Origin of the sequence: Streptomyces sp. SID10853 (assembly GCF_010548145.1) — a bacterium.
Classification (GTDB): domain Bacteria; phylum Actinomycetota; class Actinomycetes; order Streptomycetales; family Streptomycetaceae; genus Streptomyces.
In genome coordinates, this window is the sequence record NZ_JAAGLN010000004.1 from 84,580 (window position 1) to 107,293 (window position 22,714).

The 22,714-nt window shown below is 70.4% G+C and carries 20 protein-coding genes; 6 read left to right on the forward strand and 14 right to left on the reverse strand.

Annotated features, from left to right (window positions below):
• Positions 1–14: 14 nt before the first annotated feature.
• The 6 genes from G3I19_RS02435 to G3I19_RS02460 form a co-directional block, all read right to left on the reverse strand.
• Positions 15–1,163, reverse strand: a complete 1,149-nt coding sequence (locus tag G3I19_RS02435; protein WP_164258922.1) for a sulfotransferase — start codon at positions 1,161–1,163, stop codon at positions 15–17.
• Between the two features lie 13 nt (positions 1,164–1,176).
• Entirely contained in the window at positions 1,177–1,971 is a 795-nt protein-coding gene (locus G3I19_RS02440) for an SDR family oxidoreductase (RefSeq protein ID WP_164258924.1), read from the reverse strand.
• Positions 1,968–2,351 (reverse strand): nuclear transport factor 2 family protein, encoded by a 384-nt coding sequence (locus G3I19_RS02445; RefSeq protein ID WP_164258926.1) that lies wholly within the window; start codon positions 2,349–2,351, stop codon positions 1,968–1,970. Before G3I19_RS02445 ends, G3I19_RS02440 begins: the two co-directional genes overlap by 4 nt.
• 240 nt (positions 2,352–2,591) lie before the next feature.
• Positions 2,592–4,493, reverse strand: a complete 1,902-nt coding sequence (cysN, locus tag G3I19_RS02450) for a sulfate adenylyltransferase subunit CysN (RefSeq protein WP_164258928.1) — start codon at positions 4,491–4,493, stop codon at positions 2,592–2,594.
• Positions 4,493–5,398, reverse strand: a complete 906-nt coding sequence (cysD, locus tag G3I19_RS02455; protein WP_164258930.1) for a sulfate adenylyltransferase subunit CysD — start codon at positions 5,396–5,398, stop codon at positions 4,493–4,495. The genes cysN and cysD overlap by 1 nt, the downstream gene beginning before the upstream one ends.
• Positions 5,395–6,174 (reverse strand): 3'(2'),5'-bisphosphate nucleotidase CysQ, encoded by a 780-nt coding sequence (locus tag G3I19_RS02460; RefSeq protein WP_164258932.1) that lies wholly within the window; start codon positions 6,172–6,174, stop codon positions 5,395–5,397. Before G3I19_RS02460 ends, cysD begins: the two co-directional genes overlap by 4 nt.
• 89 nt (positions 6,175–6,263) lie before the next feature.
• Here G3I19_RS02460 and G3I19_RS02465 point away from each other — a divergent pair, with 89 nt between their 5' ends.
• Positions 6,264–6,911 (forward strand): TetR/AcrR family transcriptional regulator, encoded by a 648-nt coding sequence (locus G3I19_RS02465; protein ID WP_164258934.1) that lies wholly within the window; start codon positions 6,264–6,266, stop codon positions 6,909–6,911.
• A gap of 73 nt (positions 6,912–6,984) precedes the next feature.
• On the opposite strand, the gene G3I19_RS02470 is transcribed toward G3I19_RS02465, so the two are convergent.
• The 5 genes from G3I19_RS02470 to G3I19_RS02490 form a co-directional block, all read right to left on the reverse strand.
• Positions 6,985–7,776: an ABC transporter permease gene (locus G3I19_RS02470; protein WP_164258936.1), complete on the reverse strand. Its 792-nt coding sequence runs from the start codon at positions 7,774–7,776 to the stop codon at positions 6,985–6,987.
• Positions 7,773–8,909, reverse strand: coding sequence for an ATP-binding cassette domain-containing protein (locus G3I19_RS02475; RefSeq protein WP_239073909.1), 1,137 nt, complete (start codon positions 8,907–8,909; stop codon positions 7,773–7,775). The genes G3I19_RS02470 and G3I19_RS02475 overlap by 4 nt, the downstream gene beginning before the upstream one ends.
• 75 nt (positions 8,910–8,984) lie before the next feature.
• Positions 8,985–9,827, reverse strand: a complete 843-nt coding sequence (locus tag G3I19_RS02480) for a DUF4097 family beta strand repeat-containing protein (RefSeq protein ID WP_164258942.1) — start codon at positions 9,825–9,827, stop codon at positions 8,985–8,987.
• A gap of 137 nt (positions 9,828–9,964) precedes the next feature.
• Entirely contained in the window at positions 9,965–10,486 is a 522-nt protein-coding gene (locus tag G3I19_RS02485; RefSeq protein ID WP_164258944.1) for a toxin-antitoxin system HicB family antitoxin, read from the reverse strand.
• 240 nt (positions 10,487–10,726) lie between these two features.
• Complete coding sequence (locus tag G3I19_RS02490) at positions 10,727–11,302, reverse strand: TetR/AcrR family transcriptional regulator (RefSeq protein WP_164258946.1); 576 nt, start codon at positions 11,300–11,302, stop codon at positions 10,727–10,729.
• A 232-nt stretch (positions 11,303–11,534) separates the two neighbouring features.
• Here G3I19_RS02490 and G3I19_RS02495 point away from each other — a divergent pair, with 232 nt between their 5' ends.
• The 4 genes from G3I19_RS02495 to G3I19_RS02510 all read left to right on the forward strand — a co-directional run bounded on the left by G3I19_RS02495 (position 11,535) and on the right by G3I19_RS02510 (position 19,261).
• Complete coding sequence (locus G3I19_RS02495; protein ID WP_203599042.1) at positions 11,535–12,587, forward strand: NADP-dependent oxidoreductase; 1,053 nt, start codon at positions 11,535–11,537, stop codon at positions 12,585–12,587.
• Between the two features lie 585 nt (positions 12,588–13,172).
• Positions 13,173–17,429, forward strand: a complete 4,257-nt coding sequence (locus G3I19_RS02500; protein WP_164258948.1) for a hypothetical protein — start codon at positions 13,173–13,175, stop codon at positions 17,427–17,429.
• A gap of 285 nt (positions 17,430–17,714) precedes the next feature.
• Positions 17,715–18,503, forward strand: coding sequence for a GntR family transcriptional regulator (locus G3I19_RS02505; protein ID WP_164258950.1), 789 nt, complete (start codon positions 17,715–17,717; stop codon positions 18,501–18,503).
• Positions 18,504–18,508: 5 nt separating this feature from the next.
• The gene (locus tag G3I19_RS02510; RefSeq protein WP_164258952.1) at positions 18,509–19,261 is read left to right on the forward strand and encodes a glycosyltransferase; all 753 of its coding nucleotides are present in this window, start codon (positions 18,509–18,511) and stop codon (positions 19,259–19,261) included.
• Positions 19,262–19,279: 18 nt separating this feature from the next.
• Here G3I19_RS02510 and G3I19_RS02515 read toward each other — a convergent pair whose 3' ends face one another.
• Both G3I19_RS02515 and G3I19_RS02520 read right to left on the reverse strand, forming a co-directional pair.
• On the reverse strand, positions 19,280–20,218 hold the full coding sequence (locus G3I19_RS02515) for an FkbM family methyltransferase (RefSeq protein WP_203599043.1): 939 nt from the start codon (positions 20,216–20,218) through the stop codon (positions 19,280–19,282).
• Positions 20,219–20,325: 107 nt separating this feature from the next.
• A complete protein-coding gene (locus G3I19_RS02520) occupies positions 20,326–21,564 on the reverse strand; it encodes an amidohydrolase family protein (protein WP_164258954.1) in 1,239 nt (412 codons plus the stop codon).
• A 178-nt stretch (positions 21,565–21,742) separates the two neighbouring features.
• Here G3I19_RS02520 and G3I19_RS02525 point away from each other — a divergent pair, with 178 nt between their 5' ends.
• A complete protein-coding gene (locus tag G3I19_RS02525) occupies positions 21,743–22,195 on the forward strand; it encodes a DoxX family membrane protein (RefSeq protein WP_164258956.1) in 453 nt (150 codons plus the stop codon).
• A gap of 105 nt (positions 22,196–22,300) precedes the next feature.
• Here G3I19_RS02525 and G3I19_RS02530 read toward each other — a convergent pair whose 3' ends face one another.
• Positions 22,301–22,714: a Dabb family protein gene (locus tag G3I19_RS02530; RefSeq protein ID WP_164258958.1), complete on the reverse strand. Its 414-nt coding sequence runs from the start codon at positions 22,712–22,714 to the stop codon at positions 22,301–22,303.

The following is a 22,714-nucleotide window of genomic DNA, read 5'->3' on the forward strand; positions in this document are numbered from 1 at the left end:
GTGGCGGTGTCGCTTCAGGCGTGAGCGGGGAAGCGCTCGTCGACCTCGGTGCCGGTCAGGCCGAAGTCCTCCAGGGAGTACCGGTGGTCGGGGCGGCGGTGGGCGCCCAGGCTCTTGCGGTGCGCGGCCTCGATCGCCCCGCGTGCCTCCGCCGTGAACTCCAGGCCGAAGTGGGCGTAGATGCTCTCGACGGTGCCCAGCGGATCGGTGACGAAGCCCTGGTAGTCGACGTCGAGGAACTGCCGCGGGTCGTAGCGGCGCCGGGCCGCGTCGAAGTGCTCGATTCCCCGCGCCCACAGGCCGAGCTGGGTGCGGCCGATGGTCTCCCGGTCCAGCGCCGCTGACATGTCGTGCTTGCCCTGCTCGACCAGGCTGCAGGTCGAGGCCATCGCCGTCCTGGGGGCGCGGTGCGTCCGGATGATCAAGGCGTCCGGGTAGACACTCATGATCTCGTCGATCGCGAAGACATGGCTGGGGTTCTTGAGCACCCAGCGCTTCCCGGGGTCGTTGGCGCCGATGAGCTGCAGGTTCTTCTTGTGCCGGGCGTAAGTGCCGGTCCAGTCCTGTCCGGCCAGCCACTTCGAGTACGTGGGGAGGTACGAGACGCACTCGAAGGCCACCGACCTCATCGACTGCTGCAACAGCTGCCAGCACTCCTCGACTTCGTCCGCGTCCATGAAGTGCACCTTCATCAGCTCGGCCTCCGCACGCTGACGGGCCGCGAAGTGAGCCTGTGAGCGCTGGAATTCGGGATGCGAGGGCCAGTCCTCACGGGCGGGCCGCGGCTGCGGGGCCTCGGCGAGCCAGGTCTCGATGCCCTGGTGGGCCGGGTCGGCGGACAGCAGCCGGTGCAGCGCGGTACTGCCCGTGCGCATGAGGCCGCAGACGAAGACCGGGCGTTCGACGCCGACCTCGGTGTGCTCGGGGTGCCGGGCGAACGCGGCCTCGCTGCGGGCCCGGCCGGCCAGGGCCTTCGTCATCATGGCGCGCGCGATCGTCACGCCGTGCGGGGTGAGCCGCGAGTCGGCGTCGAAACTGGAGATCAGTACCTCCAGACCCTCGCGGTAGTCGTCGTCACCGAAGTCGGTGAGTCCGGTCGTCTCGGCCGCGAGGGCGAGGAGTTCGTCGGCCGTACCGACGGTGCGGGTGTCCTTTGCGGTCATGTCCCTCTCCTGTTCAGTGGTGGCTGTGCCCGCAGTTGACGTCCAGGCACTGCCCTGTGATGGCCCGCGCGTGGTCGGAGACGAGGAAGACCACGCTGTTCGCGATGTCGTCGGGTTCGGGCAGCCGGCGCAGGTCCGTTCCGGACGCGATCTCGTCGTAGAGCACGCCCGGGTCGACGCCGCGCTCGGCCGCCCGGCGTTCGAACCACGCCTTGACCGAGTCCGCCCAGATGTAGCCGGGTGCCACCGAGTTGACGCGTACTCCTTGCGGCCCGAGCTCCACGGACAGGCTCCGGGCGAGGGCCAGCAGGCCCGCTTTCATGATCCGGTAGGCGCCGAAGCCCGGCAGCTGGTTCCGGAGCACCATCGAGTTGATCATCACGACCGAGCCCTGCGCCTCGACGAGCGCGGGCACCAGCTTGCGGGTGAGGTTCAGCGCGGCCATCAGGTTGATGTCGAGCCCCTGCCGTATGTCGTCCGGCTCGGCGTCGAGCAGCCGGACCGGGGCGGGCTGGACGAACGCGTTGTGGATCACCGAATCGAGCCGGCCGAACGCTTCGTACGCCTTCTCCGCAAGGTTGGCGACCGATGCGTCGTCGGTGAGATCGGCCGTCACCACGGCCGCCAGGCCACCGAGGCCGCGGATCTCGTCGGCCACCGCTTCGAGCCTGGAACGGGTGCGGGCCGCGAGCACCACCCGGGCCCCGGCGAGGGCGCTGCGTACGGCGAGTGACCTGCCGAGGCCCGGGCCCACCCCCGACACCAGCACGGTCTTCCCCTCCAGCAGTGGGATCCGTGTCTCTGTCATGCCGGCGCCCCCGACGGGCCGGCCGGCGCCCGGGGATCGATGACCACGCTGAGCGAGACGATCCGGCAGGCCTCGTCGAACTCGAACAGGTCGGTGGCAGCGAAGGCGGCCATGCCGGCTCGCTCCACGCGCAGTTGCGTCGCGGCGTACCTCCCGCTCACGGTGATCGGTGAGAGCAGGCTGACCGTGAAGTCGACCTTCGCGTTCTCGGTGTCGAACGCCCGGATCTCGTCGGCGCCCCGGTAACTGGTGACACCGAGCGGTTCGTGCTGGACGGCGTCCTCGGCGAACAGCGCGACCAGTGCGTCGACTTCGTGGTTCCCGAGGTGCTTCACGTAGGACTTGATGGCAGAGCAGATGTCGTCCCGGCTGGGGGGCATGAAGGAACTCCTTCTCGCGGGTGGATGCCACGGTGCGGGTGATGTGCTCGGTCAGGCGATACGCAGACGATGCGCTGGGTCAAGGGATGCGCACGGTCGGTTGGGGTCGGGGTGCGCACGGTTGGGGTCGGGGTGCGCACGGTCGGTTGGGGCCGGGGTGCGCACGGTCGGGGTCGGGATGCGCATGATCGGTCGGGGTCGGGGTGCGCACGGTCAGGCGGTGCGGGGCGGCGCGCCCCGTCAGGTGATGGCGCCGCGTGAGCGCAGGAAGCCGACGATCCGGTCGGCCGCCTGCTCGGGCGAGTCGGTCGTGGTGTCGATCCGTATCTCGGGCGAACGCGGCGGCTCGTAGGGCGAGTCGATGCCGGTGAAGTGGGCCAGTTCGCCGGAGCGCGCCTTCCGGTAGAGCCCCTTCGGGTCCCGCTCCTCCGCGACAGCGAGCGGCGTGTCCACATGGATCTCGCAGAACCGCTCGGGCCCGGCCAGTTCCCTGGCCGCCTCCCGTTCCGCGCGGAAGGGCGAGATGAACGACGCGATGACGATCAGGCCGGCGTCGGCCATCAGCCGGGCGACCTCGGTGACGCGCCGGATGTTCTCCACACGGTCGGCGTCGGTGAACCCGAGGTCCCGGTTCAGGCCGTGGCGTACGTTGTCGCCGTCCAGGAGATAGGTGTGCGCGCCGATGGCGTGCAGCCGGCGCTCGACCTCGTTCGCGATGGTCGATTTCCCGGAGCCGGACAGCCCGGTCAGCCACAGCACCTGCGGGCGGTGGCCCATCAGCTTCTGGCGCGCGCGTGCGTCGACGTCGACCGTCTGCCAGTGGATGTTGTCCGAACGCCGCAGCCGGTGCGCGATCAGGCCGGCGCCCACCGTGCTGTTGGTCAGCCGGTCGATCAGGATGAAGCCGCCGGTGTCGCGGTTGGCGGTGTACGCGTCGTACGGCACCGGGCGGTCGAAGCTGATGGTGCAGACGCCGATCTCGTTGAGCGCCAGAGTGTCGGTCGCCGTCTTCTCCAGGGTGTTGACGTTGACCTTGTACTTGGGTTTGGTGATCCGCGCCTGCACCGTCATGGTCCCGATCTGGCAGAGGTACGGCCGCTCGGGCAGCATCTCGTCCTCGCCCATCCACACCAGACGTACCTCGAACTGGTCGGCGACACCGGGCAGGGCGGCCGCGGCGGCGAGCACGTCACCGCGGCTGACGTCGATCTCGTCGGCCAGCGTGACGGTGACGGACTGCCCCGCGGTCGCCTCCGTCAGGTCGCCGTCCATGGTGACGATGCGGGCGACCGATGACTCGCTGCCGCTCGGCAGGGCCCGCACCCGGTCGCCGGGCCGCACCACCCCGCTCACGATCTGCCCGGAGAACCCGCGGAAGTCCAGGTCCGGCCGGTTCACCCACTGCACGGGCAGCCGGAACGGGCGGGCGGCGACGTCCTCGTCGATCTCGACGGTCTCCAGGTGCTTCATGAGCGTCGGGCCCTGGTACCAGGGGGTTTCACTGCTGTTCTCGGTCAGGTTGTCCCCGGCGTACGCCGAGATCGGGACGGCCACGACGTCACCCAGGCCGATCTCCTCCGCGAACCTGGTGTACTCGCCGGCTATCCGCTCGAAGACCTCCTGCGCGTAGCCGACCAGGTCCAGCTTGTTGACGGCGAGCACCACATGGCGGATGCCCAGCAGCGACACCAGATAGGAGTGCCGGCGGGTCTGGGTGAGTACGCCCTTGCGCGCGTCGACCAGGATCACCGCGAGGTCCGCCGTGGAGGCCCCGGTGACCATGTTCCGGGTGTACTGCTCATGGCCGGGGGTGTCGGCGACGACGAACTTGCGGTGCTCGGTGGAGAAGTAGCGGTAGGCGACGTCGATCGTGATGCCCTGCTCGCGCTCGGCGGCCAGCCCGTCGACCAGCAGCGCGAAGTCGAGTCCTTCGCCCTGGGTGCCCACCTTGCGGGAGTCGGCCTCCAGGGCGGTGAGCTGGTCCTCGAAGACCAGCTTCGACTCGTAGAGCAGCCGGCCGATGAGGGTGGACTTGCCGTCGTCGACGCTGCCGCAGGTGATGAAGCGGAGCATGCTCTTGTTCGCGTGCCGTTCGAGGTACTGCTCGATGTCGTCCGCGATCAGGTCGTGGGATCCGGTCATCAGAAGTAACCCTCCTGCTTCTTCTTCTCCATCGACGCGCTGCTGTCGTGGTCGATGACGCGGCCCTGGCGCTCGGAGGTGGAGGTCAGCAGCATTTCCTGGATGATGGCGGTCAGGGAGTCGGCGGTGCTCTCGACGGCTCCGGTGAGCGGGTAGCAGCCGAGCGTGCGGAAGCGCACGCTCCTGAGCTGGGGTTCCTCACCGGGCAGCAGGGGCATCCGTTCGTCGTCGACCATGATCAGCGCCCCGTCGCGTTCGACCACCGGTCGCCTCGCCGCGAAGTAGAGCGGCACGATCGGGATCCGCTCCTGCCGGATGTACTCCCAGACATCGAGTTCGGTCCAGTTGGACAGCGGAAAGACGCGCAGGCTCTCACCGGGCGACTTGCGCACGTTGTACATCCGCCACAGTTCGGGGCGCTGCTGCTTCGGGTCCCACCGGTGCTCGGCCGAGCGGACCGAGAAGATGCGTTCCTTGGCGCGGGACTTCTCCTCGTCCCGGCGCGCACCGCCGAAGGCGGCGTCGAACTTGTGGAGGTCGAGGGCCTGTTTGAGCCCTTCCGTCTTCCACATGTCGGTGTGGGTGGCCGACCCGTGGGTGAACGGGTTGATCGACTTCTCCACACACTCGGGGTTCTTGTGGACGAGGAGTTCCAGATCCCCGGCGGCGGCGGTGCGGTCGCGCAGCTCGTACATCGCGCGGAACTTCCACGTGGTGTCCACGTGCAGCAGCGGGAACGGCAGCTTCGACGGGTAGAACGCCTTCCGCGCGAGGTGCAGCATCACCGCGCTGTCCTTGCCGACGGAGTAGAGCATCACGGGGTTCTCGCTCTCGGCGACCGCCTCCCGCATGATGTGGATGCTCTCGGCTTCGAGCCGTTCGAGATGGGTCAGGGTGAGTGTCATCGTCCGAGCACCCCCAGGGCCCGGTCTGCCAGTTCGGGGCGGCAGATCAGCAGGTCGGGCAGCCAGGGGTTCTCCTGGTTGTAGTGCAGTGCGGACCCGTCGATCCGGGACACGTGGAGCCCGGCGGCGCGGGCGACGGCGACGGGGGCGGCCGAGTCCCACTCGTACTGCCCGCCGGTGTGGGCGTAGATGTCGGCCTCGCCGCGCACCACGGCCATCGCCTTGGCGCCGGCCGAGCCCATCTCGATCAGTTCGGCGCCGAGTGCGCCGGCCATGGCCGTCACCGGCTCGGGCCGGCGGGTGCGGCTGACGACCACGCGGGGGGCGGCGGGCAGCGGCGGGAGCGGGGGGAATGGGTCCGCAGTCGAGAAGGTGGCAGCCAGCGCGGGCATCGCGACCGCACCCGCGACCAGCCGGCCTTCCTCGACCACTGCCACATGGACGGCCCAGTCGGCACGGCCGGGCTCACCGAACTCGCGGGTGCCGTCGAGCGGGTCGACGATCCACACCCGCCGGGCCGCGAGCCGGGCCAGATCGTCGGCGCCCTCCTCGGAGAGCACCGCGTCGCCGGGGAACTGCCGGCCGAGAGTGGCAGCCAGGAACTCGTGCGAGAGCCGGTCCCCCGCCTTGCGTACGTCCGCCGGGTCGGCGCCCGCCTCTTCCTGATCCGTCCGATGTGCGAGCAGCAGGGCGCCGGCCGCAGTGGCGATATCCGCTGCGGCCCGCCCGTCGGCAACGTGGCGCCAAGCGCCCTGAGGAACCTCGGAGAGCGTCATGGAGAGGACTGTAACGACAGAATGAACGTTGTTCAATGCATGATGAACAACGTTCATTCTGCGCTGTCGCCACCGGATACCGTGAGGGCATGACCGAATCGAGCAGGAAGTCCGCGTACGGCGATGCGGAGGCGCGGCGCCGGATGACCCTGGACGCGGCCGCCGAACTGCTGGACGAGGGCGGGTACGCGGCGCTCACGATCCGGTCGGTGGCCCAGCGTTCAGGCACCAGTACCGGGCTGATCTACCAGTACTTCGCCGACAAGCAGGAGATCTTCATCGCCCTGCTCGGCGAGAGCCAGACCGAGTCCGCCGCCTTCGTCGAGGCCCTCCCCAGGGACCAGGGCGTCGCAGCGCTGATCGCGTCGGTGATCCCCCAGACCGCCCGTCAGTGGGTCCGGGTGGGCCGGCTGATCGCGACCTGGCGCACGGTCGAAGGGGATGCCCGCTACGAGCGCGAATCGGTGACCGAGGTGCGCGAGACGACGCGCCTGTACAACGAGGCGCTCCGTTCCGCTCTCATCGAGGCGGCCTCGAAGGAGGGCCGTTGCCTCCGGGAGGATCCCGCGGTCCTGCCGTTCGTCCTGTCCGGGCTGATGGGCATCTCCGACACCCTGGTCAACAACTGGCCCACGGACGTGGACCCGTCGGACCTCATCGCCTTCGCCGCCGAGGCGATCACCCGGGGCATCACGGCGCCGGGCACAGCGGGACAGTCCGGCCCGGCGACCGCCTGACCCGGCCGGGCCGACCGGCTGTCCCGGCCGGGCGACCGTCCGACCCCGGCCGGGCACCCTGCCGTTCCCGGGCCTAGTCGGGGTCGCGGTCGAAGGTCGATGTGGCCCAGAAGTAGCCGAGTACGGAGAGAGCCAGGCACCAGGCCACCGCCAGCCACCCGTTGTCGCCGATCCCGCTGCCGAGCAGCAGCCCCCGCAGTGTCTCGATGGCCGGGGTGAACGGCTGGTACTCGGCGACCGGCTGGAACCAGCCCGGCATCGCGTCGACCGGGACGAACGCGCTGGAGAGGAGCGGCAGCAGGATCATCGGCATCGCGTTGTTGCCTGCGGCCTCGGCGTTCGGGCTGATCAGGCCCATGCCGACGGCGATCCAGGTGAGTGCCACGGCGAAGAGCACGAGCAGACCGAAGGCCGCAAGCCACTCCAGGACTCCGGCGTCCCTGGACCGGAAGCCGATGGCCACGGCGACGGCGCCCACCAGGACCACGCTCATGACCGCTTGCAGCACGCTGCCCGCCACATGCCCGACGAGCACCGAGCCGCGGTGGATCGCCATGGTGCGGAAGCGGGCGATGATGCCCTCGGTCATGTCGTTGGAGACGGACACCGCGGTCCCGACCACGGTGCTGCCGATGGTCATCAGCAGGATGCCCGGGACGATGTACGCGATGTAGGCGGAACGGTCCGCTCCGGCGCCGCTGATGCCCGCACTCATCACGTCGCCGAAGAGGTAGACGAAGAGCAGCAGGAGCATGACCGGGGTGAGCAGCAGGTTCAGGGTCATCGACGGGTAGCGGCGCGCGTGCAGCAGATTGCGGCGCAGCATCGTGTTCGAGTCTCGTACGGCGAGGGAGAGGGCGCTCATCGGGCAGGCTCCTTCGGCTGGTTGTTCCGGGCGGGCACGCTGGATCCGGTCAGCGCGAAGAACACGTCGTCGAGGTCGGGGGTGTGCACGGTCAGTTCGTCCGCCTCGATGCCGGCCGCGTCCAGCCGGTCGAGGAGGGAGCGCAGCTCGCGCTGGCTGCCGTCGCTGGGGATGTGCAGCGACAGCGTCTCGTCGGAGGCGACAGCACCGGGGCGGGCGAGGCATGAAGCCCGTGGGGCGGTGGGTGCTTGGGGGGCGGACATCAGGTCAGCCTTCGTGGCCGACTTCGTGGCCGGCTTCAGGTCAGAGTTCAGGTCGGGATTCAGGTCAGCTTTCAGGGCGATGGCCGCGGACCTGTAGGCGGCCGGGTCGGTGAAGCGGAGCCGGATGTGCCCGCCGGGGATGAGCCGCTTGAGCTCATCGGCGGCGCCCTGGGCGGCGATCCGCCCGTCGTTGAGCACGGCGATCCGGTCGGCGAGTTGGTCGGCTTCGTCCAGGTACTGGGTGGTGAGGAAGACGGTGACGCCGTCGGCGACCAGCTCGCGGATGATGCCCCACATGGTGTGGCGGCTGCGCGGGTCGAGGCCGGTGGTCGGCTCGTCGAGGAAGATGATCCGCGGGTCGCCGACCAGTGTCATGGCGATGTCGAGGCGGCGCTTCATACCGCCGGAGTAGGTGGAGGCGGGCTTCTTCGCGGCCTCCACCAGGTCGAATCGCGTGAGCAGTTCGGCGGCGACCCGCCGTCCCTCGCGGCGCGGGAGGTGGTGCAGGTCGGTCATGAGGAGCATGTTCTCCTCGCCGGTGATCAGGCCGTCGACGGCGGAGAACTGCCCCGTGACGCCGATCGCGGCCCGTACGGCCTGCGGATCGGCGGCCAGGTCGTGGCCGTTGACGCGGATGTCGCCGGATCCGGCGTCGGCGGAGACGAGGGTGGAGAGGATCCGCACGACGGTGGTCTTGCCCGCGCCGTTCGGGCCGAGCAGCGCGAAGACGGTTCCTGCCGGGATGCACAGGTCGATGCCGTCGAGGACGAGCTGGTCACCGTAGGACTTACGCAGGCCGACGGCGGAAATGGCGGCGGGCGGTTCCTCACCACGGGCGGTTTTGGATGTGGGCATGACAGGTGAAGCCATGAAGCCCTCCCTTTCGAAGGCTTGAGTGCCTGAGCTTGAGTGGCTGGCTCGCGGGTGAGTCGGCCGCCCGGTGCTTCAGACCCGGGCGCGGTGGACGTCGATGTTTCCGTAGCGCGTACGGGCATGGACCTCGACGGTGTCCTCGGACTCCTCCGGCCCCTCGGACGCGGCGAGCGTGCTGCGCACCTGGCCGTGACCTGAGCTGACGTCGAGCCAGGCGGCGGTGCCCTCGCGCACGCCCAGGTCGATGGCGCCGTAGGAGGTCTCCAACCGGACGGATCCGCTGCTGACTTCGCCGACCCGCAGGGTGCCGTTGGCGGTGGTGGCGACGACCGAGCCCGCGGCGCGCGCGATGTCGATGTCGCCGTTGGCTCCGCTCACGCGCAGGTCGCCGGTCGCGTCACCGACGGTGGTGGTGCCGTGCGAGTTCTTCAGGACGGCGGAACCGTGGACGGTGCCGACGCGCATACTGCCGGAGCTGGTGGTGATCTCGGCCGTGCCCTCGATCCGGTCGACGGTGATCGAGCCGTGGGACGCGGTCAGTTGGAGTGGCCCGGTCGCGTCGAGGCGGACGTCGCCGCCCGAGGTCTTGACCCGCACCTCGCCGAGCCGGCCCTCGCCCAGCACCTGGGTCCACGAGCCGGTCGCCTCGATGCGCGAGCCCGTGGGCAGTCCGACCGTCACGTCGACGGAGCCGGAGGGCCCGATCATGCGACGCTCCTTCGTCCTGACGGTCAGGACGCCGCCGGCGTACGTGACCTCGGTCTGCTCGGCGGCCCGCACGTCCTTGTCGCGCTTCGGGTCGTGGGGCCGCACCTCGACGACCGTGTCGGGGCGGTCGTCCGCGGTGAAGTGGAGGGAACCGGCGCCCACGTGGGCGGTGACCGAGATCGGTTCGGGAGTGTCGAAAGAAGGCATGGCTGTCCCGTCCTCTTGGGTGTGCGCGGCTTGGCGTTCGCTGCGTGGGTCTTCGCAGCGTGGGTCTTCGCGGCGTGAGTGAAGTGGCTTGGGTGCAGTGGATCGGGTGAAGTGGCCCGGTCGGGCGGAGAGTTCGGCTAACGCACCCAGCCCGTGTAGCCCTGCCCGATGGTCCGGGTCTTCTCCGTCGTACGCGACCGGATGCCGCCGTCGACCGCGGCCGACACGGCGCGCACCAGCCACGCGTTGACCGACAGGCCCTCGCGGGTCGCGGCCTCTTCGGCCCGGGCCTTGAGGTGGGCCGGCAGGCGCAGGTTGACGCGGGCGGTGCCACCCTCATCGGCATCGGCCGGGGCCGTGGCCGTGGCCGTGAGCGGTTCGACGGGCGCGGCGGGCTCCGCGGGCGCGCCGCCGCCCGGCGGCAGCGTCACCACGAAGTCGGGGTCGAGCCCGCGCAGCCGTACGTCGACCGAGCCGGGGGCGAGTTCACGGGTGATCTCGTCCATCGCGGCGGAGAGCACGTGGAGCATGGTCAGCCGGGTCGCCGACTCCAGGGGAGCGGTGAGCCTGTCGGCCAGCTCGCGGGCTTCGTCGCCGCCGGCTTCGGCGGCCACCGCGAGTTCACGGCGGAGGGTGTCGACATACGGGGTGAGATCCATGACGCCATCATGGCACCACATTGGCGCCATACGCAAGACCCGATGGCTCCCACCGTGGCACCGACCGGACGTCAACGCCGCAACCTGCGGAAACACTGGACCGACAGCCTGAGCGAGTCCGACTTCACGCGCGATCACACGCTTCGAGGGGCGCGCCGTGACGCCATCTGGCACCACCTGGCGCCACCCGGCATCACCCGGCGCCAGCAGGCGCCACCCGACACCGCAACAGGACGCCCGTCAGCCGGCCCCGCCCCCGCTCCCACCCTCCGCGCTCGCCAGAATCGCGCTCGCGACGACATCGAAGAGGTGGTCGGCGCGCGGCGCGAGCGAGGATTGATCACCGATCCACGCGAGCGCCGCCACCAGCGCGAACAGATCGGCACCATCGATATCGGTCCGCGCCGAGCCATCGGCCTGGGCGCGGGTGAGGAGCCGTGCACCCGCCGCGCGCAGCGTGACGCACGAAGCGTGGAGCGCGGACTCGGTGTCCTCGATGGCAGCAGCCATCAGCACGGTCACACCCCGGTATTCAGTCGTCCACGCGACACAGTCACGCAGCCACGAAACGAGAGCGTCGGCGGCCGAGCCCGACGTTTCGAGCTGGACCGCCTGCGCCGTCAGCTCCTCGAAGCTCGTACGGAGCAGGGCGTCGAGCAGTGCCTCCCGTGTCGGGAAGTGACGCAGCAGCGTCGCCAGGCCGACCTCCGCCCTGCGCGCGATGTCGCGCAGAGACACGTCCACGCCCTGCTCAGCGATGGCCGCCCCCGCCACCGCGAGCAGGTGGTCGCGGTTCTTCCTGGCATCGGCCCGCATCCGTCCAGTTCCCTTCCCTTGACCGTCCGGCTTCGGCCATCCGGCCGTGACCGTCCGGCTTCGGCCATCCGGCCGTGACCACCCGGCTTCGACCGTCCGGCCGTGACCATCCGGGCTCGACCACCCGGGCTTGACCATCCGGATCAGTGATCCATATATTCGTTCCAGTGATCCGTTTATCTGGATCGCTGGTCCGGATAAGTCTATCCCGCAGCGCGGACAGGAGAAATCGATGCCGACACACACGATGAGGGCAGTCCGGCTCCATGAGCACGGCGGCCCTGAGGTGCTGCGTTACGACGAGGTTCCGGTTCCCGAGCCCGGACCGGGTGAGGTGCTCGTTCGCGTACACGCGGTCGGCGTCAACCCGCCGGACTGGTATCTGCGCGACGGGATGTCCAACCTGCCCCCGGAGACGAGGCCGAAGTTCGACCTGCCCGTGATCCCGGGGACGGACGTGTCGGGCGTGGTCGAGGCCGTCGCCGCCGATGTGGACGGTCTCGCCGTGGGCGATGAAGTCTTCGGCCTGCTCCGCTTCCCCAGCTTCGACGGCAGCACCTACGCCGAGTACGTGGCGGCGCCCGCCGCGGACCTCGCACGCAAACCGGCCGGTATCAGTCATGTGCACGCAGCCGGGGCGCCGATGGCCGGCCTCACCGCGTGGCAGTTCCTGATCGAGCTCGGACACGATCACCCCTCGCCCTTCCAGGAGGCGCAGCACCGTCCGGTGCCGCTCGGCACCGGCACGACGGTGCTCATCAACGGCGCCGCGGGCGGCGTCGGACACCTGGCGCTACAGCTGGCGAAGTGGAAGGGCGCACATGTCATCGCGGTGGCGTCGGGCGCGCACGAACCGTTCCTGCGCGAGCTCGGCGCCGACGAGTTCATCGACTACACCAGCAGTCGTCCCGAGGAACTCGTACGCGACGCCGATGTCGTCCTCGACACCGTCGGCGGCCCGCACAGCAGCCGCTTCCTGCGCACACTCAAGCGCGGCGGCTCCCAGTTCCCCGTGTTCTTCGGCGAATTCGACGAAGAGGAGACAGCGAAGCTGGGCGTCACCGTCACCGGCACCCAGGTCCGCTCGAACGGCGCGCAACTCGCCGAACTGGGCCGCCTGCTCGAAGCGGGCACGGTGCGCGTCGCGATCGACAGCACGTTCGCGCTGTCGGATGCCCGGGCAGCGCACGAACGCGCCGCGCAGGGTCACATCCGGGGCAAGATCGTGCTCGTGGTCGCCCAGGACAGGTCCTTGGGACACTCCGGTCCAGGCGGATCCAGGTAGGCCAGGTGTCGATCCAGGCGGACCCGGCTGGGCCCAGGTGGATCCAGGTACATAGCCGCACCGTCCGGTACCGGTCCCTCCCCTGTGGGGACCGGTACCGGACGCGGGCTGCATCGATCCGCGCCGTTCCGGTGCGGCGGCGTGGACCGAGGACGGGTGGGCCGTGGCCCGTGGCCGGTAGGACAGCAGCAGTCCGGAAGAGACCGCTCCACGGATCTCGTGAGCTCAGCCGGCGGGAGAGCCGGTACCTCTCGTCACGCGGTACCTCTCATCACGCGGTGCCTGCCCGTCACGCGGTGCCCGCTCGTGTCCGGGTGCCTGCTCGTAGCTACGGTGGAAGTTGACCGAGAACATGCGGCGTCATCACGTATCTCTCCGAGCGCTGTGCTGGTGGGCCGCCCGGGCGCCACCCGGGTGGTGCGCTGCTGGGTCGTGATCCTGCCAGCTATGGCTTCCGCCAGGGGCGGTCCGGAGCTCGCACCCACGACTAACCGCAGGTCAGCCCGATAGGCTGAGTTTTCCGGTCCGGACGTCAGCGGACGTCAGCTGCGGACGTCCGCTGCGGGGAAGTGAGGGGTGGGGACCTTGAGTTTCGACTCAGGGGCGCGCACAGCCCTGGCGGAACGTCTCGCGCTGCTCTACCGGGAGGCCGGCAACCCTCCCCTCAAGAGTGTGTCCGAGGCGGTCGTCCGGCTGCAGCGGGTCGACGAGCGCAGCCGGCCCGTCCGGGTCTCCGCCCAGCGGATCAGCGACTGGCGGCGGGCCAGGAACGTCCCCGCCCAGTTCGTCGCCCTCGCGGCGGTGCTGCACGTACTGATCCCCCAGGCGCGGCGCTCGCAGCCCGCGCCCGTCTCCGCCGGCCTGTACGACATCGCCCAGTGGCAGCGCCTGTGGGAGCAGGCGGTGGCGGACCCGGTCGGCGACCATCCCGCCACACCCGTGGCGGAGGAGCCGCGGCGCCCCCCGGGAGAAACCGCGGCCGTTCCCGGTGGCGTGTGTCCCTACCGGGGGCTCGCTCCGTACCGTCAGCAGGACGCCCGGTGGTTCTTCGGCCGGGAGCGGAGCAGGGACGCCCTCCTCGTCCAGCTCCGGTCAGCGGAGCGGACGGGCGGCCTGGTCATGCTCGTGGGCGCCTCCGGGTCGGGGAAGTCCTCTCTGCTGAACGCCGGCGTGGTGCCCGCGCTGCGGGACGGCGCCCCGGGCGAAGGCCGCGGCCCGGCGGGGACGGTGCTCCAGCTGATACCGGGAGCTGACCCGCTGGCGGAGCTGACCCGTCTGATTCCCGAGCTCGCACATGTCGTCCCGGTCGCGAGAGCGGCCGCGGCGGACGATTCCGGTACGCACCGGTTCGCCCGGGCCGCGAGGGAAGCCGTCACCACCTGGGCGAACCGTGAGACAGCGAACCGCGAGACAGTGAGCCGTGAGACAGCGAGCCGTGAGACACCCCCTGAGTCCCCGGCCACCGCTCGTCCGGTCATCATCGTGGACCAGTTCGAGGAGGCGTTCACCCTCTGCTCCAAGGAGCGGAACAGGCGGGCCTTCATCCAGCTGCTCCATGCCATCAGCACGACCACCGACCAGGCGGTCCCCGCCCCAGGACCGGACACCACCGACCCGGACACCGCCGCCCCGGACACCACCGGCCCTGGCACCGCCGCCCCGGACACCAACGCCCCCGACGCCCCCACGGCCACGGCCACGCCCACTGCCACTGCCACTGCCACTGCCACTGCCACGCGCACCCCAGCTCCCGCCTCCGCCCAAGCCCCCGCCCCAGCCCCCGCACTCGTCGTCCTCGGCATACGCGCCGATTTCTACGAACAGTGCCTGGGTTATCCCGAACTGGCCGACGCCCTCCAGCACCGGCACATGGTGCTCGGGCCGCTGACCACCGCCGAGTTGCGCGAAGCCGTGACAAGCCCGGCCAGGGCCGTGGGCCTGGAGCTCGAACCGGGGCTGGCGGAGCTGATCGTCCGGGAGGTGAGCGCCGACAGCCCCCGCGGGAGCGGGACGCACGCCGGGGTGCTGCCGCTCCTCTCGCACGCCCTGCTCGCCACCTGGCAGCGGCGTACCGCGGGACGGCTGACGCTGGCCGGGTACACCGCTGCGGGCGGGATCCAGGGAGCGGTCGCCGCGACCGCGGAGCGCGCCTGGTCCAGCCTCGGCCCGGCCGCCCGCACCGCCGCCCGGCTGCTCCTCCTCAGGCTGGTCCGGCTGGGCGAGGACACCCAGGCGACCCGGCGGCGCGAGACGCGGCGCCAGCTGGCGGAGGAGTCGACGGACCCCGACAGGACGGAGGAATCGCTCGAAGCGCTGGTGCACGCCCGGCTGGTGACGCTCGACTCGGAGACCGTGGAGATCACCCATGAAGCGCTGCTGCACGCGTGGCCGCGCCTGCGGGAGTGGATCGACGAGGACCGGAACGACAACCTCTCCCGCCAGCAGCTGGAGGAGGACGGCAGGGCCTGGGAGGCCACCCACCGCGACCCGTCGCTCCTCTACCGGGGGTCCCGGCTCGAACAGACCCGCAGCTGGGCGAAGTCGGCGGGTGACACCTTCCTGACCCGGAGCGCGGTGGAGTTCCTGGCCGCCTCTGCCCGGCTGCGCAGACGCACCGTCTGGATCAGCCGTGGTGCGGTGTCGGCGCTCGTCGTCCTGGCGATGCTGGCCGTCGGTTCGGCGGTGCTCGCGTGGCAGCAGCGGGACGACGCCGTGTTCGAGCAGGTCGTCGCCGAAGCCGACCGCGTCCAGTACACGGATCCCTCGCTGGCCGCCCAGCTCGATCTGGTGGCGCACCATCTGCGGCCGGGCGACGAGGCCACCAGCAACCGGCTGATCTCGATCGTCAACGCGCCGCTGGCCACACCGCTCCTCGGCCACACCGGCGCCGTCTACCTCACCTCGTTCAGCCCGGACGGCCGGACGCTGGCCACGGCGAGCTACGACCGGACCATCCGGCTGTGGGACGTGACCGACCCGACGCATCCGCACAAGCTGGGCCGGCCGCTGACCGGCCATACGAGCTGGGTGAGCAGCGCGGTCTTCAGCCCGGACGGGCACACCCTCGCCAGCACGTCGGACGACGGCACGATCCGGCTGTGGGACGTACGGGATCCCCGCCATCCGAAGCCGCTCGGCAAGCCCCTGACCGGCAACGGCGGCACGGCGTACCTCCTCGCCTTCAGCCCCGACGGGCACACGCTGGCCTCGGCCAACGAGGACCACACCGTACGGCTGTGGACGGTGGACGACCCGAGCCGGCCGAAGCCCGCCGGTGTGCTGACCGGCCACACCGCCGCCGTGCGCTCGGTGGCGTTCAGCCCCGACGGGCGGACGCTGGCGGCCGGTGGCGACGACGGCACGATCCGGCTGTGGAACATGGCCGGTCCAGGCCGTCCGGAACCGGTCGGCCGGGTCCTGACCGGCCACACCAGCACGGTGCACTCCGTGGCGTTCAGCCCCGACGGCCGTACACTCGCCGGCGGCGGCGCGGACGACGCCATCCGGCTGTGGGACGTGTCCGACCCCCGGCACGCCACCGAACTCGGCCAGCCGCTGACCGGTCACACCGGACCCATCTGGTCGGTGGCTTTCAGCCCCGACGGGACGATGCTCGCGGCGGGCAGCGCCGACAGCACGGCGAGCCTGTGGAACGTCAGCAATCCCGCGTACCCGTCGCAGGTCGGCGAGCCGCTCGCCGGCAGCAGCGGCGAGATGTACGCCGTCGGCTTCAGCCCCGACGGTCGGACCCTGGCCACCGGGAGCGGCGACAACAAGGTCAGGCTCTGGTCGATCCCCACGGCGGACATGACGGGCCGGATAGGGGCGTTCCGCCCGGACGGCAAGGTGCTCGCCACGGCGGCACGCGACGAGAAGATCCGGCTGTGGAACGTGAGGTCCCCCAACCGGCCCGCGCTGCTGGGCAGAGCGTTCAGGCCGGGGAAGGGCGACCCGCGTTCGCTGCTCTTCTCCCCCGACGGCCGCACACTCGCGGTGCTGACCGGCAGCCGTGCGGTGCAGTTGTGGAACGTCGACGACCCGGCCCGGCCTGTCCCCTACGGTCCGCCCGTCGGGCTGCGGACACGGTTCGCGGGCCCCGACGCGCTGGCGTTCAGCCCGGACGGGCACACCCTGGCCACCGCTCTCGACGACCGCACCATCCGGTTGTGGAACGTCAGCGATCCCTCGCACCTCGTACCGCTCGGTGCGCCGCTCACCGGCCCCAAGGGCTACGTCAACACCTTCGTGTTCAGCCCGGACGGACGGACGCTCGCCGGTGGCAGCGCCGACGGCACCATCCGGCTCTGGGACGTGGCCGACCCCCGGCACGCGACCCGGCTCGGCGCCCCGCTCAAGGGCCATCTGGGTCCGGTGAACGCGCTCGCCTACAGTCCGCACGGCCGCACGCTGGCCAGCGGCAGCGACGACGGAACGGTCCGGCTGTGGAACGTCGCGGCCCCGCGCGGGGCGGCCGGGCCGGTCGCCACGCTCACCGGCCACACCGAAGCGGTCGTGTCGCTGACGTTCAGCCGTAACGGCCGCACCCTGGCGAGCGGCGGCAACGACGACACGGTCAGGCTCTGGAACGTCGCGCACCCCGCCAAGGCCGCCCCCATCGGCCAGTCGCTCAGCCCGAACGCCAAGACGGGCAATTTCCTGTCGTTCAGCCCCAACAGCCATCTGCTCGGGGTGTCGAGCGGCGCCGATACCGTCCGGCTCTGGGACCTGGACGCCGACAAGGCGGTCAGCCGCATCTGCGCGGCCACCCGGGGCGTACTGACACCGGAGAAATGGCACGAGTATCTGCCCCGGCTGTCGTACGGGCCGCCCTGCGGCACGTGACCGGGTCCGGGGGTGGACCCCGGGACGGGGGGCGGACGGCCGGACGGGGGCCCCGGTGCCCCGCTGACCAGGTGACCTCAATCACAACTCCTTGATATGCCTGAGCAGTTCTCGCCGCGCCCCGCCACTTGTTACTGTTGGATACAGCCCGATCGCTGGTGCATCCCCCGTCGCCAGCGGTCGGGCGCTTTCATGACACGCGGCCGGCTGACACTCCCTCACTCGTCAGGACCTCTTGAGGAGTCATAGGGTGAGGGCCACGTATCGAGGGAGCGGTGGCCACCCATGGCGAAGGCGTACGAGCGGATCGCGGACGAGCTCAGACAGTCCATCCGCACCGGCCGGCTGAAGCCCGGCGACCGGCTTCCCGCGGAGACGAAGCTCGCTGAGCAGTCCGGGCGGAGCCTGCCGACCGTGCGGGACGCCCTGCGCCTGCTGCAGGCCGAGGGGCTGATCGAGAAGGTGCACGGCCGCGGGAACTTCGTACGCCGCGCCCGCACCCTCGTACAGCGGAGCAACTCACGGCACCAGTGGGAGAAGGACCGGGCGCACCAGCCCGAGGAGAGGCGCGCCAGCACCGGGGCGACCGAGCACGACACCGGGCTCACGGTCGACGACCTCGTCTTCCGTGCCGCGTACCGGGAGATCACGGCGGACCCGGACATCGCGGAGTCCCTGGGGATCGCGCCCGGCACCGAGATCGTCGAGCGGTCCTACCGGACGCGGTACAGCGCCGAGCACGCGCCCTTCAGCCTGGTCACATCGCATCTCGTCCGTGCCATGATCGCGGGCAACCCCGATCTGCTGGACGAGACCAACGAGCCCTGGCCCGGGGGCACGTGGAACCAGCTCTCCACCGTGGGCATCGAGATCGACCGCATCGAGGAACGGGTCACCGCCCGGCCGCCCACGGCGGAGGAGGCGGAGGAGCTGGACCTCCCGCCCGGGACGGCTGTCGTCGTCCTGCGCAAGACGTCGTTCGACACCGAGGGCCGCGCGGTGGAGCTGTCGTACATCACGCTGCCCGGCGACCGCACGGAACTGCTCTTCACCACTCACCTGGAAAGGTGGTGAGTGCCGTGCGCCGGCGCATCATCATCGTCACCGCCGTCCACGCCCCGTCGGCCCCGTTCCTGCCCGAGGCGTACAAGTCGCTCTGCGAGCAGGAGCTGCCCGCGGGGTGGGACTGGCACTGGGTGATCCAGGAGGACGGCAAGGGCACGGACGTCGCTCCGTATGTACCGGCCGACGAGCGGGTGACCTTCCGGCAGGGCCGGGCCGGGGGTCCTGGTACCGCCCGGACCATGGCCCTCGCACACGCCGACGGCGCCTACGTCAAAGTCCTGGACGCGGACGACCAGTTGCCCCCGGGCACACTGGCCCGCGACCTGGCCGCCCTGGAGGACAACCCGGACATCGGCTGGGCGACGTCACGCGTACTCGACCTGCTCCCCGACGGCTCCACGGTCGGCTTCGACGGTGACCCCGCCAACGGGCCGATCGAGCGCGGAGCCGTGCTCGCCCACTGGAAGGCGAACGGCTACCGGGCGCAGGTCCACCCGGCGACGCTCTTCGTCCGCCGGGACCTGCTGCTCGCCCTCGGCGGCTGGATGGCCCTGCCCGCCTCGGAGGACACCGGGCTGCTGCTCGCCATGAACGCGGTCAGCCGGGGCTGGTTCTCGGCCGAGGTCGGCCTCAGGTACCGCAAGTGGCCCGGGCAGGCCACGAGCCAGGAGGCGCACACCAACACGGCCGAGCGCGATACGCGGATGGCGGTCGTGGAAGCCAGGTCGCGCGCGCTGGAGCAGCTCGGGTGGGGCTACCCGGCCTGAGCGGACGGAGGACAGCCCTTACGGCAGCACATCGGCGTCGGCCCGGGAGAAGACGAGGTCGCTCTCGCCGGTGACCGGTCCGCGCCACCGCACGGGGGCCGGCGGCGGCCGGCGCCGCGCCGCTGCGTAGCTCTCCGGGGTGTAGTCGTTGGCCAGCCGGTAGACGTGGTAACCGCGTTCCCGCATCGTGTCCAGCAGCTCACCGACCGAGTCCCCGAGCTGCGCCATCCGGCTGGGCGTGACCTCCACGGTGATCTCGGCATCGGGCCGCAGCCGGTCCAGGACAGGGGCCAGGCCCCGCATGACGCTGCCCTCGGCTCCCTCCACATCGACCTTGATCACCCGGGCCGTCGCGATCTCCTCGGGCCGCAGCAGCTCCGCCAGCGGGAGGGCTTCGATGTCGAAGGTGGACTCCGCGGTCCCGTCGTAGGGGACGATGCTGTTCGCCCCCATGTTGTGCGAGCTGGCGAGGACGAAGGTCAGCTGCTTGCGGACGTCGGCGACGGCCGTGTTCACGGCACGGACGTTGGTGCACTCATTGAGCCGGACATGCTGCAGCAGCCGCTGGTGGAACGCGGGAGACGCTTCGACGGCCACCACCCGGCCCCGGTCGCCCACCAGGCGCGAGGCCAGCACGCTGAAGTAACCGATATTGGCCCCGACATCGACGAACGTGTCTCCGGGGCCGAGCCTGCTGCTCAGCCAGTGGGTCAGGTTCGGCTCCCAGCCCCCGAACAAGTACAGATAGCGCTGGATCAGATCCTGGGTGTCGAGGGCGAACCGGGCACCGGACCGGTCCTCGGAGACCCGCCGCCTGGGGTGCTCGCGCAGCCGCGGATTCAGATACCGGCCCGCCAGCCACTCCTTGCCGAGCGCCCCGGGTGCGTCGCGCAGATACCAGCGGCCGAGGGTGACCAGCGCCTCCGATGCCGTATCCCTCACAGTCGAGTCCCGCATCCGATCGCCTCTCCGCAGGGCCAGGGTGTCACGATGTCAGGGTGACACCTGAACCGTAGCGTTGAGGGACCGCCCGCCCTCAACGCTCCGGCGCGGCCGGGCCGCGATCAGCCGGTGGTGGTCGTCCTCAGGTCCCGGTCGAACGGCAGGTCCAGCATGCGGATCGCGTTGCCCCGCACCAGCTTGTACGTGACCTCGTCCGAGAGCCCGGCCATGTGGTCGGTCGCCACCTCCTTGGTGTTCGGCCAGGTCGAGTCGACGTGCGGATAGTCGGTCTCGAACGTCGCGTTGTTCACGCCCACCGTCTCGATGGAATCGACACCGTGCTTGTCGCGGAAGAAGCAGCAGTAGATCTGCCGGTAGTAGTACGTCGACGGCGGCTCGGGGATCAGGTCCTTGACCCCGCCCCACGCCCGGTGCTCCTCCCAGACGTCGTCGGCGCGTTCCAGGGCGTACGGCACCCAGCCCATCTGGCCCTCGCTGTAGGCCAGTTTGAGCCGGGGGAACTTCACCAGCACCCCGGAGAAGAGGAAGTCCATCATCGACGCCATCGCGTTGTTGAAGGAGAGCGACGCCTGCACGGCGGGCGGGGCGTCCGGGGACGCGGCGGGCATCTGCGACGACGACCCGATGTGCATGTTCACCACCGTGCCCGTCTCCTCGCAGGCGGCGAAGAACGGATCCCAGTACCCGGAGTGGATCGACGGCAGCCCCAGATGGGTCGGGATCTCGCTGAACGTCACAGCCCGGACCCCGCGCGCCGCGTTCCGCTTGATCTCGGCGACCGCCAGGTCGACGTCCCACAGCGGGATCAGGCAGAGCGGGATGAGCCGGCCACCGCTGTCACCGCACCACTCCTCGACCATCCAGTCGTTGTACGCCCGGACGCAGGCCAGGCCCACTTCCTTGTCCTTGGCCTCGGCGAAGGTCTGCCCGCAGAACCGCGGGAACGTCGGGAAGCAGAGCGACGCCTCGACATGGTTGAGGTCCATGTCCTTGAGCCGCTCGGCCGGATCCCAGCAGCCGCGCCGCATCTGCTCGCGGGTGATGCCGTCCAGGGTCATCTCGTCCCGCGAGAAGCCCACGGCAGCGATGATCCGCTTGTACGGGAAGATCTCCCCCTCGTACCGCCACCAGTCGGTGATCTGCCCTTCCGGATCGGTGGTGAACCGGTACTTCCCGCCGACGTACGCGAGTTCCCCGATCCCGGCGGTGAAGGGCTTGGGCCCCAAGTCCCGGTACTTGCTGGGCAACCACGTCTCGAAGAGGTGCGCAGGCTCGATCACGTGATCGTCCACGCTGATGATCCTGGGCAGTTCGGTGGCACCGTTCTGACTGCTAATCATTCGCTTCCCCTCAGCTACCTGCCGGTTTGTCGAACCTGAGCTGACGATCCGTCAGTTTAAGGGTACGGACGCACTCCGGTACCGACAAGCGGTAGCACCGAACTCACCCCTTGCGCGATCGCTCACCTTCCGCTGAACTGACGACCCATCAGGTTATGTCGACCGGCAGGAGCGCCTCATGCAGACGATGTGGCTCAGCGGGGCCGAATGGATCGCCGTACTGCGGATCGGGCTCGGGCTGTGGTGGCTGGAGAGCTGGCGCCACAAGGACAAGAAGACCTGGTTCGGCGGGGGCGGCGTCACCTGGGCGGCCGGCATAGCCGCGAAGCACCGCTGGACGTTCGTACGGAGCGGCTTCGAGCGCACCGTGAAACCGAACCCCCGCCTGATGGCGTACGTGGTCGCCTACGCGGAACTGGCACTCGGCCTCGGCCTGATCCTCGGCTTCCTGACACCGATCGCCCTCGTGGCCGGCCTGCTGCTGAACCTGATCTACCTGGTCCTGATGATCCACGACTGGGCCGAGCAGGGACAGAACCTGATGATGATGCTGATCTCAGCCGTGGGACTGTTCGCCATGTGCTGGCAGAGCTGGTCGGTGGACGGCGCCCTGGGGCTGTTTCTGCGGTAGCCGACGCAGCCCGGCAGGAGAGCGCCGGGCCACCCCCCGGCGGGCCGTCCCCCGGTGGACATCCGTCCGGGAGCGCCGGGGAGCGAGCGGGCGCCGGGCGTGGCGCTACGCGTGGCCGCCCGGGGCGCTGCTGCCGGTGTACGAGGGCAGATCGGCCACCAGCCGGGTGAGGGCGGGGTCGCCCGCGTAGCGGCGCGCGTGGAGATCGGCGATCTTCTCGGCGATCTCGGGGTCGTCGCTGTCGGTGGTGTCGTAGGAGACGAACGTTTCGAGCAGGGGCAGGCCGATCCGGTCGGTGTGCGCGTGCGAGGGCGCCATCAGGTACTCCCCGTACCCGTCGAGGTCCTCGATGACGAAGACGGCGCCGTACTCGAACGCGCCGCCGACATCCCGGCCGACGACGTACCGCACGACCGAGTCGATCGACTCGCCCTGGTTCCGCAGGGCGGCCAGGGCCTCCTCGCGCTGTTCGGCGCCGACTGTCTCCTTGAAGGCGAAACGATTGTGGTGGTAGATCAT

Bases quoted from the DNA above. Each gene is read 5' to 3' on its own strand.
- G3I19_RS02515 (WP_203599043.1), bottom strand. From the start codon at position 20,218: ATGCGGGACTCGACTGTGAGGGATACGGCATCGGAGGCGCTGGTCACC.
- G3I19_RS02530 (WP_164258958.1), bottom strand. From the start codon at position 22,714: ATGATCTACCACCACAATCGTTTCGCCTTCAAGGAGACAGTCGGCGCC.
- G3I19_RS02525 (WP_164258956.1), top strand. From the start codon at position 21,743: ATGCAGACGATGTGGCTCAGCGGGGCCGAATGGATCGCCGTACTGCGG.
- G3I19_RS02475 (WP_239073909.1), bottom strand. From the start codon at position 8,909: ATGGCTTCACCTGTCATGCCCACATCCAAAACCGCCCGTGGTGAGGAA.
- cysN (WP_164258928.1), bottom strand. From the start codon at position 4,493: ATGACCGGATCCCACGACCTGATCGCGGACGACATCGAGCAGTACCTC.
- G3I19_RS02435 (WP_164258922.1), bottom strand. From the start codon at position 1,163: ATGACCGCAAAGGACACCCGCACCGTCGGTACGGCCGACGAACTCCTC.
- G3I19_RS02440 (WP_164258924.1), bottom strand. From the start codon at position 1,971: ATGACAGAGACACGGATCCCACTGCTGGAGGGGAAGACCGTGCTGGTG.
- G3I19_RS02520 (WP_164258954.1), bottom strand. From the start codon at position 21,564: ATGATTAGCAGTCAGAACGGTGCCACCGAACTGCCCAGGATCATCAGC.
- G3I19_RS02465 (WP_164258934.1), top strand. From the start codon at position 6,264: ATGACCGAATCGAGCAGGAAGTCCGCGTACGGCGATGCGGAGGCGCGG.
- G3I19_RS02495 (WP_203599042.1), top strand. From the start codon at position 11,535: ATGCCGACACACACGATGAGGGCAGTCCGGCTCCATGAGCACGGCGGC.
- G3I19_RS02485 (WP_164258944.1), bottom strand. From the start codon at position 10,486: ATGGATCTCACCCCGTATGTCGACACCCTCCGCCGTGAACTCGCGGTG.
- G3I19_RS02460 (WP_164258932.1), bottom strand. From the start codon at position 6,174: ATGACGCTCTCCGAGGTTCCTCAGGGCGCTTGGCGCCACGTTGCCGAC.
- G3I19_RS02470 (WP_164258936.1), bottom strand. From the start codon at position 7,776: ATGAGCGCCCTCTCCCTCGCCGTACGAGACTCGAACACGATGCTGCGC.
- G3I19_RS02480 (WP_164258942.1), bottom strand. From the start codon at position 9,827: ATGCCTTCTTTCGACACTCCCGAACCGATCTCGGTCACCGCCCACGTG.
- G3I19_RS02490 (WP_164258946.1), bottom strand. From the start codon at position 11,302: ATGCGGGCCGATGCCAGGAAGAACCGCGACCACCTGCTCGCGGTGGCG.
- G3I19_RS02505 (WP_164258950.1), top strand. From the start codon at position 17,715: ATGGCGAAGGCGTACGAGCGGATCGCGGACGAGCTCAGACAGTCCATC.
- cysD (WP_164258930.1), bottom strand. From the start codon at position 5,398: ATGACACTCACCCTGACCCATCTCGAACGGCTCGAAGCCGAGAGCATC.
- G3I19_RS02445 (WP_164258926.1), bottom strand. From the start codon at position 2,351: ATGCCCCCCAGCCGGGACGACATCTGCTCTGCCATCAAGTCCTACGTG.